The 10981-nt window shown below is 73.2% G+C and carries 9 protein-coding genes; 5 read left to right on the top strand and 4 right to left on the bottom strand.

The window, feature by feature from the left end; all coding sequences use genetic code 11:
• Positions 1 to 225 precede the first annotated feature (225 nt).
• Complete coding sequence (dapB, locus tag ACYU8I_RS09555; protein WP_460839969.1) at positions 226 to 975, bottom strand: 4-hydroxy-tetrahydrodipicolinate reductase; 750 nt, start codon at positions 973 to 975, stop codon at positions 226 to 228.
• Positions 976 to 1095: 120 nt separating this feature from the next.
• Here dapB and ACYU8I_RS09560 point away from each other — a divergent pair, with 120 nt between their 5' ends.
• From ACYU8I_RS09560 to ACYU8I_RS09575, 4 genes are read left to right on the top strand one after another with little or no spacing between them, the layout of a single operon-like run.
• Entirely contained in the window at positions 1096 to 2061 is a 966-nt protein-coding gene (locus ACYU8I_RS09560) for an ABC transporter ATP-binding protein (RefSeq protein ID WP_460839971.1), read from the top strand.
• Complete coding sequence (locus tag ACYU8I_RS09565) at positions 2058 to 2864, top strand: ABC transporter permease (RefSeq protein ID WP_460839973.1); 807 nt, start codon at positions 2058 to 2060, stop codon at positions 2862 to 2864. Before ACYU8I_RS09560 ends, ACYU8I_RS09565 begins: the two co-directional genes overlap by 4 nt.
• On the top strand, positions 2861 to 3961 hold the full coding sequence (locus tag ACYU8I_RS09570) for a sensor histidine kinase (RefSeq protein WP_460839975.1): 1101 nt from the start codon (positions 2861 to 2863) through the stop codon (positions 3959 to 3961). The genes ACYU8I_RS09565 and ACYU8I_RS09570 overlap by 4 nt, the downstream gene beginning before the upstream one ends.
• On the top strand, positions 3955 to 4575 hold the full coding sequence (locus tag ACYU8I_RS09575) for a response regulator (RefSeq protein WP_460840151.1): 621 nt from the start codon (positions 3955 to 3957) through the stop codon (positions 4573 to 4575). The genes ACYU8I_RS09570 and ACYU8I_RS09575 overlap by 7 nt, the downstream gene beginning before the upstream one ends.
• Positions 4576 to 4933: 358 nt before the next feature.
• Here the strand turns inward: ACYU8I_RS09575 and ACYU8I_RS09580 are convergent, their stop codons facing one another.
• The 3 genes from ACYU8I_RS09580 to rpsO all read right to left on the bottom strand — a co-directional run bounded on the left by ACYU8I_RS09580 (position 4934) and on the right by rpsO (position 8950).
• Positions 4934 to 6217, bottom strand: a complete 1284-nt coding sequence (locus tag ACYU8I_RS09580; RefSeq protein ID WP_460839977.1) for a M16 family metallopeptidase — start codon at positions 6215 to 6217, stop codon at positions 4934 to 4936.
• The gene (locus ACYU8I_RS09585; protein WP_460839979.1) at positions 6214 to 8457 is read right to left on the bottom strand and encodes a polyribonucleotide nucleotidyltransferase; all 2244 of its coding nucleotides are present in this window, start codon (positions 8455 to 8457) and stop codon (positions 6214 to 6216) included. Before ACYU8I_RS09585 ends, ACYU8I_RS09580 begins: the two co-directional genes overlap by 4 nt.
• A gap of 217 nt (positions 8458 to 8674) precedes the next feature.
• Positions 8675 to 8950, bottom strand: a complete 276-nt coding sequence (gene rpsO, locus ACYU8I_RS09590) for a 30S ribosomal protein S15 (protein WP_460839981.1) — start codon at positions 8948 to 8950, stop codon at positions 8675 to 8677.
• 441 nt (positions 8951 to 9391) lie between these two features.
• Between rpsO and ACYU8I_RS09595 the strand changes: the two genes are divergently transcribed.
• Positions 9392 to 10915 (top strand): S10 family peptidase, encoded by a 1524-nt coding sequence (locus tag ACYU8I_RS09595; protein WP_460839983.1) that lies wholly within the window; start codon positions 9392 to 9394, stop codon positions 10913 to 10915.
• Positions 10916 to 10981: the final 66 nt, after the last annotated feature.

Here is a 10981-nt window from a genome sequence, read left to right on the forward strand (position 1 = left end):
GACCGACCTGGGGGGAGGCGGTCAGGACGTGGCGACCGGCGCGAACGCGCAGTCGCCACACGTGCGAGATCAGAGGGACGTGGGCGGACGGGCCCTGCTGCCCGTCGTGGCCACTGTGGTGGCACACCTCCATGCTGCCCGTCCGCAGGGGGACGAACCACACGCCCGCGGCTTCACAGACCTGCGTTGCAGGAAAGTGCAACGGCGCGGAGACCTGCCGAGACGTCAGTCGAGGTCGAGGAAGGCCTCGAGGCCGACCGTGAGGCCGGGGCGGTCGCTGACGCGACGCAGCCCGAGCAGCACGCCCGGCGTGAAGGAGAGCCGGTCGAGCGAGTCGTGGCGGATGGTCAGGGTCTCCCCCACCCCGCCGAGCAGGACCTCCTGGTGCGCCACCAGGCCGCGCACCCGCAGGCCGTGCACCCGGACGCCGTCGACGTCGGCACCGCGGGCACCCTCGAGCGAGGTCGAGGTGGCGTCGGGCGGGTCGGGCAGGCCGGCCTCGCGGCGCGCGGCCGCGACGAGCTGCGCCGTACGCCGCGCGGTGCCGGAGGGCGCGTCGGCCTTGTCGGGGTGGTGCAGCTCCACGATCTCGACGGACTCGTAGAACCGGGCCGCCTCGGCGGCGAAGCGCATCATCAGCACCGCGCCGACCGAGAAGTTGGGCGCGACCAGCACGCCGGTGCCGGGAGCGTCGTCGAGCCAGCCGCGCAGCACGTCGAGGCGCTCGTCGTCGAAGCCGGTCGTGCCGACGACGGCGTGGATGCCGTGGCGCACGCAGTGCTCGAGGTTGGCCATCACGACGTCGGGGTGGGTGAAGTCGACGACCGCCTCGACGCCCTGGTCGACGAGGACCGCGAGGTCGTCGCCGGCGTCGACCCGAGCGACGAGCTGCAGGTCGTCGGCCCCGGCGACGGCGTCGCACACCTCCCGTCCGACCTTGCCCAGCGCCCCCAGGACTCCCACGCGCAGCGTCATGCCGCTCAGGCTAGCCAGCCGCCCGCCGGGCCACGGACCCCGTCGCGGATGACACCTGTCACGGCGAGGTCGTGACGTCGGGCCGAGACGCCGCGGGGGCCGAGGCAGCAGGCTGGGGCCATGCGAAGCACCGAGACCACCGCGCCGGCCGAGGCGCCGTACCGCACCGGGCCCCCCGCCATCGCGCTGCGCGACGTCGTGCGCACCTTCCCCTCCGTGGGCGGCGAGGTGCGGGCCGTCGACGGCATCGACCTGACCGTCGGCAGCGGCGAGGTCGTCGCCCTGCTCGGGCCCAACGGCGCGGGCAAGACGACCACCCTCGACATGGTGCTGGGGCTGACCGCGCCGAGCAGCGGCACCGTGGAGGTGTACGGCGCCCCGCCCCGCGAGGCCGTGGCGGCCGGGGCGGTGTCGGCGGTGCTCCAGACCGGCGGGCTGCTCCGCGACCTGCGCGTGGCCGAGACCGTCGAGATGGTTGCCTCCTTCTACGACGACCACGCGCCGGTCGCCGACGTCGTCGCCCGCGCCGGCCTCGAGAAGATCGCCGACCGGCTGGTCTCGAAGTGCAGCGGCGGCGAGCAGCAGCGGCTCCGCTTCGCCCTCGCGCTGCTGCCCGACCCCGACCTGCTGGTGCTCGACGAGCCGACGGCGGGCATGGACGTCTCGGCGCGACGCGAGTTCTGGGCCACGATGCGCGACGAGGCCGCCCGCGGGCGCACGGTCGTCTTCGCGACGCACTACCTGGAGGAGGCCGACGCCTTCGCCGACCGGATCGTGCTGGTCGCCGGGGGCCGCGTCGTGGCCGACGGCCCGACCGCGCAGGTGCGCGCCCACGCCACCGGCCGGGTGGTCCACGCCGACCTCGACCCCGCAACCACCGACGCTGCGCTCGAGCGGCTCCGCGCGCTGCCCGGCGTCACCCAGGTCGACCTCGACGCCGGCCGCGTGAGCGTCCGCAGCACCGACGCCGACCTGGTCGCCCTGACCCTGCTGAGCGAGCTCGGCGGTCGCGGGCTCGAGGTCGTCACGGGCTCCCTCGAGGACGCCTTCGTCCACCTGACCAGCCCGACCGAGGAGACCCGATGACCACGACGCCCACCGCCACGCGCACGCCCCGCCGCCGAGGGCTCATCAACCCGACGCTGCTGCGCCTGGAGCTCAAGCGGCTCTCGCGCGACCGCGCCACGCTCTTCTTCACCACCGTGCTGCCGGGCTTCTTCTACGTCATCTTCGGCGCCACCCAGGACTACGCCGACGAGCCGATCGGCAACGGCAACATCGCGATGATGATCATGGTCTCCATGGCGGCGTACGGCGCGGTCACGGCGACCGTCTCGACCGGCGGCACGGCCGCGCTCGAGCGGATGCAGGGCTGGGGCCGGCAGCTGGGCCTGACGCCGCTGCGCGACTCGACGTACGTCGCCACCAAGGCGGTCGTCGCCGTGCTCGTCGCGGCGCTGCCCATCGCGCTGGTCTTCGTGCTGGGTGCGCTCTCGGGGGCGCGGGCCGAGGCGAGCGCCTGGGTGCTGTCGGCGGTGGTGATCCTCGTCGGGGCGTCGGTCTTCGCTCTCTACGGGCTGTGCTTCGGCCTGGCGTTCCGCTCCGAGGCGGCGCTCAGCGCGGCCAGCGGCAGCGTCGTGGTGCTCGGCTTCCTCGGCAACATCTTCGTGCCGCTGTCGGGCACGTTGCTCGACATCGCGCGGTGGACCCCGCTGTACGGCTACGTCACGCTCGCCCGCTACCCCGTGACCGAGGGCGTCGTGGTCTCCGGCAGCGAGGCCACCACCACCGAGTCGCTGTGGGTCGCCGTCGCCAACGTCGGGGCGTGGACCCTGCTGCTGGCCGTCGTCGCGACGCTGCTGGTCCGCCGCGGGCGGTCGCGGCAGTGAGCGCCGCGCACACCGCACCGCAGGCCGCCCCACGCGACCCGTGGGACCGCTTCGGCTGGTTGATGTGGTCGGGGTGGCTGGTCTTCCTCGGCTTCCCGCTCGCCGCGGCCCTCGCCGCTGACCGGCCGTGGTGGGCCCGGGCGGTCGGCGTCGGGCTGGTGCTCGCCTTCGCCGCGGTGTACGTCGTCGAGGTGCTGCGGCTGACCCGCGACCAGCAGGCCCGGCTGCCCGTGCCGGAGCCGTGGCTCGCGCTGGCGGTGCTGGTGGCGATCGCCGTGGTGTCCACGACGGTGATCGGGCCGGCCGCGCTGTCGTTCGTACCGTTCGTGCAGTCGTTCGCGGTGTTCGGGCTGCCGCGGCCGGTGTGCTGGTGGTTCGCCGCAGCGCTGGTCGTCGCCACCACCGTCGCCGTGGTCACCGTGCTCGGCACCGACGAGCTGACCCTCGTCTTCATCCTGGTCGGAGTCACCGCCGCCGCCGTCGCCGGACGGCTGCTCGGCGAGCACAGCGAGGCCTACGGCACCGCGGTCCGCGGCCGCGACGTCGCCGAGGAGCGCGAGCGGGTGGCCCGCGACGTGCACGACGTGCTCGGCCACAGCCTGACCGTGCTGTCGATCAAGGCCGAGCTCGCCTCGCGCCTGGTCGACACCGACCTCGATCGCGCCAAGGCCGAGCTGGCCGACATCTCGCGGCTCAGCCGCGAGGCGCTCGGCGAGGTGCGCGCCACCGTCGGCGGGCTCCGTGCGGCCCGCCTCGAGGACGAGGTCGCCGCCGCCCGCTCCGCCCTCGCCGGCCGGGGCATCGAGGCCGACCTGCCGGACGACGTGCGCACCGCCGACCCCCGCTACCGTCCGGTCATGGGCTGGGTGCTGCGCGAGGCGGTCACCAACGTCGTGCGCCACAGCCGGGCGTCGCGCTGCGTCGTACGGCTCGAGGAGGCGGCGCTCACCGTGACCGACGACGGCTGCGGCGTCGACCTCGCCCGCGGGCCCGGCAACGGCCTGCGCGGCCTGCGCGAGCGCGTCGAGTCGGCGGGCGGCCGGTTCTCCGTCGGCCCGGGACCCGCGGGTGGCACGCGGCTGGAGGTGCGCTGGTGACCGGCTCACCGATCCGGCTGCTGCTGGCCGACGACCAGGTGCTGGTGCGCGACGCACTCGCCGCGCTGCTCGACCTCGAGGCCGACCTCTCGGTCGTCGCGGTCGTGGGCCGCGGTGACGAGGTCGTGGCGGCCGCCCGCGAGCACCGGCCCGACGTGTGCCTGCTCGACATCGAGATGCCCGGCATCGACGGCGTCGAGGCCGCGGCGCAGGTGCGGGCCGCCGTACCGACGGCGCGGGTGCTGATGGTGACGACGTTCGGCCGCCCGGGCTACCTGCGCCGCGCGCTCGACGCGGGGGCGGCCGGGTTCGTCGTCAAGGACACGCCCGCCGCGCAGCTCGTCGACGCCGTACGACGGGTCCACGCCGGCCTGCGCGTGGTCGACCCCGCGCTGGCCACCGAGTCGCTGCTGGGCGGCACCAGCCCGCTGACCGACCGCGAGACCGAGGTGCTGCGCGCCGCGCTCGAGGGCTCCCCCGTCGCCCGCATCGCCGCCCGGCTCCACCTCTCCCCCGGGACCGTCCGCAACCACCTCTCCTCGGCCATCGGCAAGACCGGCACCTCCACCCGCGTCGAGGCCGCCCGCGTCGCCCAGGACCGCGGCTGGCTCTGACCCCCGCCGCCGCCCCGCCGAGGAGTCACTCACTGACACGCGAGGAGTCACTCCCTGACGGCCGAGAGGTCACTCACTAACGCGCGAGGAGTCACTCACTGACGCGCGAGGAGTCACTCGCTGACGCGCGAGGAGTCACTCACGGACTCGCGCCGATCACTCGCGTCCGCAGCCCGTCAGGCACTGACCCCTCGACCGTCAGGCACTGACCCCTCGACCGTCAGGCACTGACCCTCGACCGTCAGGCACTGACCCCTCGACCGTCAGGCACTGACTCCTCGACCGTCAGGCACTGACCCCTCGACCGTCAGGCACTGACCCCTCGACCGTCAGGCACTGACCCCTCGGCCGGAGGCGATCAGGTGGCGGGGCCGACGGTGGCGAGGGTGGCGGGGCGGGCGTAGAGGTCCTTCGCGAGGGCGTGGACCTGGTCGGGGGTGACGGCGTCGATGCGCTCGAGCACCTCGTCGACGGGGAGCAGGCGGCGCTGGAAGAGCGCGGCCTCGCCGAGGCGGGTCATGCGGGCGCCGGTGTCCTCGAGGCCGAGCACGAGGCCGCCGCGCGACTGGCCGCGACCGCGCGCGACCTCCTCCTCGGACAGGCCGTGCTCGGCGACCAGCGCGAGCTGCTCGCGCACGACGCGGAGCAGGTCGGCGGCCTTGCCGGGCAGGCAGCCGGCGGAGACGCCGACCATGCCGGCGTCGGAGTACGCCAGGCCGAAGGAGTAGACCGAGTACGCCAGCCCGCGGCGCTCGCGCACCTCCTGGAACAGCCGCGAGCTCGGCCCGCCGCCCAGGGCGTTGTTGAGCACGCCGAGCAGCTGGCGGCGCTCGTCGGAGCGGGTCAGGCCCTTCATGCCGAGCACGACGCTGACCTGCTCGAACGGCCGCTCCGTGCGTACGTCGCCCCGTCGCACGGTCCGCGGCCGGGCGGCGAGCCGCGGCCCGGCAGGGGCGACGTCGCGCTCGAGGAAGCCGCGACCGGCGAAGGCGGTACGCACCCGCTCGACGACCTCGTCGTGGTCGAGGCTGCCGGCGACCGCGACGACCATCCGGTCGGCGGTGTAGCGGGCGCGGTAGAACCGGTGGATCTGGGCGCGGGTGAGCGCCTCGATCGACTCGGCGGTGCCGGCGATCGGCCGGGCGAGCGGGGTGCCGGCCCAGGCCGTCGCGGCGAAGAGGTTGTGCACGACGTCGTCGGGGTCGTCGTCGTGCATCGCGATCTCGTCCAGGATGACGTCGCGCTCGGCCTCGACGTCGTCGGGCGTGACCAGCGAGCTGGTCATCATGTCGCCGAGCACGTCGAGGGCCATCGGGAGGTCCTCGTCGAGGACGCGCGCGTGGTAGCAGGTGTACTCGCGCGCGGTGTAGGCGTTGAACTCGCCGCCGACCTCGTCGAAGGCCGCCGAGACGTCCATCGCCGACCGGGTCGGCGTGCCCTTGAACAGCAGGTGCTCGAGGAAGTGCGACGCGCCCCCCAGCGTGGGGGTCTCGTCGCGCGAGCCGACCTGGCAGAACACCCCGACGGCGGCCGAGCGCACCCCGGGCACGTGCTCGGTGACCACGGTGAGACCACCGTGGAGCACCGTGCGACGTACGCCGGGGGGCACGCCGCCGTCGAGGGGCGTGGAGCTGCTCGTCACTCGGCGGAGACGTCCTCGGCGGGAGCGTCGGAGACCTCGTCGGAGCCCTCGGACTCCTCGACGACCGGCACCAGCGAGAGCTTGCCGCGGTCGTCGATCTCGGCGATCTGGACCTGGAGCTTCTGGCCGACCGAGACGACGTCCTCGACGTTGTCGACGCGCTTGCCGCCGGCGAGGCCGCGCAGCTTGCTGATGTGCAGCAGGCCGTCCTTGCCGGGCAGCAGCGAGACGAAGGCGCCGAAGTTGGTCGTCTTGACCACGGTGCCGAGGTAGCGCTCGCCGACCTCGGGCATCGTCGGGTTGGCGATCGCGTTGACCGCGGCGCGCGCGGCCTCGGCGGCCTCCCCGTTGGTCGCACCGATGTAGACGGTGCCGTCGTCCTCGATCGACAGCGAGGCGCCGGTGTCGTCCTGGATCTGGTTGATGACCTTGCCCTTGGGACCGATGACCTCGCCGATCTTGTCGACGGGCACCTTGACGGTGAGGATGCGCGGCGCGTGCACCGACATCTCCTCGGGACCGTCGATGGCCTCGGCCATGACCTCGAGGATCGCCAGGCGGGCGTCGCGCGCCTGGGTCAGCGCCCCGGCGAGGACCTCGGCGGGGATGCCGTCGAGCTTGGTGTCGAGCTGGAGCGCGGTCACGAACTCCTTGGTGCCGGCGACCTTGAAGTCCATGTCGCCGAAGGCGTCCTCGGCACCGAGGATGTCGGTGAGGGCGACGTACTCGTCCTTGCCGTCGACCTGGCCGGAGATCAGGCCCATCGCGATGCCGGCGACGGGGGCCTTCAGCGGCACGCCGGCCTGCAGCAGCGACAGCGTCGAGGCGCAGACCGAGCCCATCGAGGTCGAGCCGTTGGAGCCCATGGCCTCGGAGAGCTGGCGGATCGCGTAGGGGAACTCCTCGCGGGTCGGCAGCACCGGCAGCAGCGCGCGGCGCGCGAGCGCACCGTGGCCGACCTCGCGGCGCTTGGGCGAGCCCACCCGGCCGGTCTCGCCGGTGGAGAAGGGCGGGAAGACGTACTTGTGCATGTAGCGGCGGTGCTTCTCGGGCGACAGCGTGTCGAGCTGCTGCTCCATCTTGAGCATGTCGAGGGTGGTGACGCCCAGGATCTGGGTCTCGCCCCGCTCGAACAGCGCCGAGCCGTGCACCCGCGGGATGACCTCGACCTCGGCCGAGAGCGTGCGGATGTCGGTCAGGCCGCGGCCGTCGATGCGGACCTTGTCGCGCAGCACGCGCTCGCGCACCAGCGACTTGCTCAGCGAGCGGAACGCCGCGCCGATCTCCTTCTCGCGGCCCTCGAACTGGCCGCTGACCTTCTCGAGCAGGCCGGCCTTGATCTCGTCGAGCCGGTCCTCGCGGTCCTGCTTGTCGCCGATCTGGTACGCCGCAGCGGCGTCGTCGCGCACGGCGGCCTCGACCGCGGCGTACACGTCGTCCTCGTAGTCGAGGAAGATCGGGAAGTCCTCGACCGGCTTCGCGGCCTGGGCGGCGAGCTCGGCCTGGGCCTCGCACAGCTGCTTGATGAAGGGCTTCGCGGCGTCGAGGCCGCTGGCCACGACCTCCTCGGTGGGGGCCTTGCGACCGGAGCGCACGAGCTCCCAGGTCTGCTCGGTGGCCTCGGCCTCGACCATCATGATGGCGACGTCACCGGTCTCGGTGACGCGGCCGGCCACGACCATGTCGAAGGTGGCCTCCTCGAGCTGCTCGTGGGAGGGGAAGGCGACCCACTGGTCGCCGATCAGGGCGACGCGGGTGCCGCCGACCGGGCCGGAGAACGGCAGGCCGGAGAGCTGGGTCGAGGCGGACGCCGCGTTGATCGCGAGCACGTCGTAGGGCTGCTTGGGGTCGAGCGCCAGGACGGTGATGACGACCTGGACCTCGTTGCGCAGGCCCTTCTTGAAGGTGGGGCGCAGCGGACGGTCGATGAGGCGGCAGGTGAGGATCGCGTCCTCGCCCGGCCGGCCCTCGGAGCGGAAGAACGAGCCGGGGATCTGGCCCACGGCGTACATCCGCTCCTCGACGTCGATCGTCAGGGGGAAGAAGTCGAAGTGGTCCTTGGGCTGCTTGCCGGCGGTGGTCGCCGAGAGCAGCATCGTCTCGTCGTCGAGGTAGGCCGTGACGGAGCCGGCGGCCTGGCGGGCCAGGAGGCCGGTCTCGAACTTCACGGTGCGCTGTCCGTGGGAGCCGTTGTCGAGCACGGTCTCCACGGCCAGGACGTCGGGGATGTTGTCAGACAAAGAGTCGTCGCTTTCTTGTGCGGGACGACCCGCGATCCTCACGCCACGTCCGATCTTCGATCGAGGCACACCGACCGGCCGCCGAGGGGCTGATCGGGGGGCCACTACCGGAGACCGGGCACGTGGGCCGCGGCTCGCTCCTGTGAGTGGGTTGTTCAGTTGTCGCCATCTCACCACAACGGCCCACCCGCGAGGCGGATGGGCCGTTGGTGAGAGATCAGCGTCGGAGGCCGAGGCGGCTGATGATCGAGCGGTAGCGCTCGATGTCGCTCTTCTCCATGTAGTTCAGCAGCCGACGACGCTGGCCGACGAGCAGCAGCAGGCCGCGGCGGCTGTGGTGGTCGTGCTTGTGGGTCTTGAGGTGCTCGGTGAGGTGCGAGATGCGGTGCGTCAGCAACGCGACCTGCACCTCGGGCGAACCGGTGTCGCCCTCGCCGGTGGCGTACTCGGCGATGATCTTCTTCTTGGTCTCGGCATCGGTACCGATCGACACGTCTGACTACCTCTCGTCTCGTTGCGCGGCGCGCCGGGGCACATCCACCCGGGCACTCTGGGTCCGCGGCCGTTCGTACGGCGATGTGGTCACGGGCCACGACGGGCCCGGACAACTGTCCGAGGTTATCAGCGCGCCCGACCCCTCCCCTAATCCGCGCCCTTCGTGGCTCGCTGCGCTCGCACCTCAGGGAGCGGACCCCCGCCCGCACCGCTCGCACCTCAGGGAGCGGACTTCCGCTCGCGTCGCTCGCAACTCGGGGAGCGGACGCCCGCCCGCACCTCGGGGAGCGGACACCCGCCCGCTCCGCTTGCACCTCAAGGAGCGGACACCCGCCCGCACCTCGGGAGCCTTGCTCCGCTCCCCGAGGAGCCCGCGAGGGACGAGCGGGCGTCACGAGGGGCGCGACCACCGCCGGGGGCCCGCCCTAGGGTGGCCGGCGTGAGCGAGGAGACCCCCGAGAACGCCGACCGGACGACCACGCGGACCACGACGACGGCGGTCGAGACGAAGCCGGCGGAGCCGACCGACGACCTGGTCACGACGACCCACACGCTGACGGTCGCCGACGGGCGCACCCTCGACTACACCGCCACCACCGGTCGGGTCGTGCTGCGCGAGGAGGTGCTCGAGGACGGCGTCTTCGTCGGCCACCAGGCGCGCGCCGAGATCTCGCTGACGACGTACGTCGTGACGGTCGACGGCGAGCCCGACACGTTGCGGCCCGTCACCTTCGCCTTCAACGGCGGCCCGGGCAGCTCCAGCGTGTGGCTGCACCTCGGCCTGCTCGGCCCACGCCGGGTGCTGATGGGCGACGCGGGCGACCTGCTGGCGCCGCCGTACGCCCTGGCCGACAACGCCGAGTCGCTGCTCGCCGTCAGCGACCTGGTGCTGATCGACCCGGTCTCGACCGGCTACTCCCGCGCCGTGGTGGGCCGCAAGCCCGACCAGTTCCACGGCTACGCCGGCGACCTCGACTCGGTCGCCGAGCTGGTGCGGCTGTGGACGACCCGGCACCGCCGCTGGATGTCGCCCAAGATCGTCATGGGCGAGTCCTACGGCACCCTGCGTGGTGCGGCGCTCGTCGAGCGGCTGCAGTCGCGCTTCGGCATGTACGTCAACGGCCTCGCGCTCATCTCGAGCGTGCTCGACATGTCGTCGATCTCCTTCGCCGACCAGCGCAACGACCGCGCGCACGCGCTCTACCTCCCGACGTACGCCGCCGTCGCGGCCTACCACGGTCGGCTCGGCGCCACCTCCGTCGCCGACGCGGTCGCCGCCGCCGAGGAGTACGCCGCCCGCGACTACCCGTGGGTGCTGGGCCGGGGCGACCGGCTGACCCCCGACCAACGCGCCGAGGCCGTGACGCGGCTGGCCGCGCTGACCGGGTTGAGCGAGGACTACGTCGACCGTGCCGACCTGCGCATCGAGCACTGGCGCTTCTTCGGCGAGCTGCTGCGGGACCAGCGGTTGGTCACCGGGCGCCTCGACGGCCGCTTCACCGGGCCTGCGGCCTCCGCGATCGCCGAGCACATGGACGCCGACCCGTCGATGGACGCCATCAGCGGTCCCTACGCCACCGCCTTCAACCACTACGTGCGCGACGAGCTCGGCTACGCCAACGACCTGCACTACGAGCAGATCAGCCCGAAGGTGCGGCCGTGGTCCTACCGCGACTTCGAGGGCCGGCCCGTCGACGTCACCCCGCTGCTCGAGCGGGCGATGCGGGCCAACCCGCACCTGCGGGTGCACGTCGCCTACGGCTGGTTCGACGGCGCCACGCCGCACTTCGCGGCCGAGGACGTCGTCGCCCACCTGCGCATCCCTGCCGGGCTGCGCGACAACATCGAGCACGCCTACTACGAGGCCGGCCACATGATGTACGTCCACGAGCCGTCGCGGCTGCAGCAGAGCGCCGACCTCGCCGACTTCGTGCGGCGCGCCAGCGGGAGCCGGCCCGGCTGAGCCCGGCTCCTACGCACGCTGGGGCGACGGTCCACGTCGCGCAGGGAGACCGAGCCTCCCGACCTG

The sequence above is a fragment of the Nocardioides marmoraquaticus genome (genome assembly GCF_054777915.1).

Excerpts from the sequence above, each read along its gene's own strand:
- ACYU8I_RS09565 (WP_460839973.1), top strand. The coding sequence starts at position 2,058 with ATGACCACGACGCCCACCGCCACGCGCACGCCCCGCCGCCGAGGGCTC.
- ACYU8I_RS09560 (WP_460839971.1), top strand. The coding sequence starts at position 1,096 with ATGCGAAGCACCGAGACCACCGCGCCGGCCGAGGCGCCGTACCGCACC.
- dapB (WP_460839969.1), bottom strand. The coding sequence starts at position 975 with ATGACGCTGCGCGTGGGAGTCCTGGGGGCGCTGGGCAAGGTCGGACGG.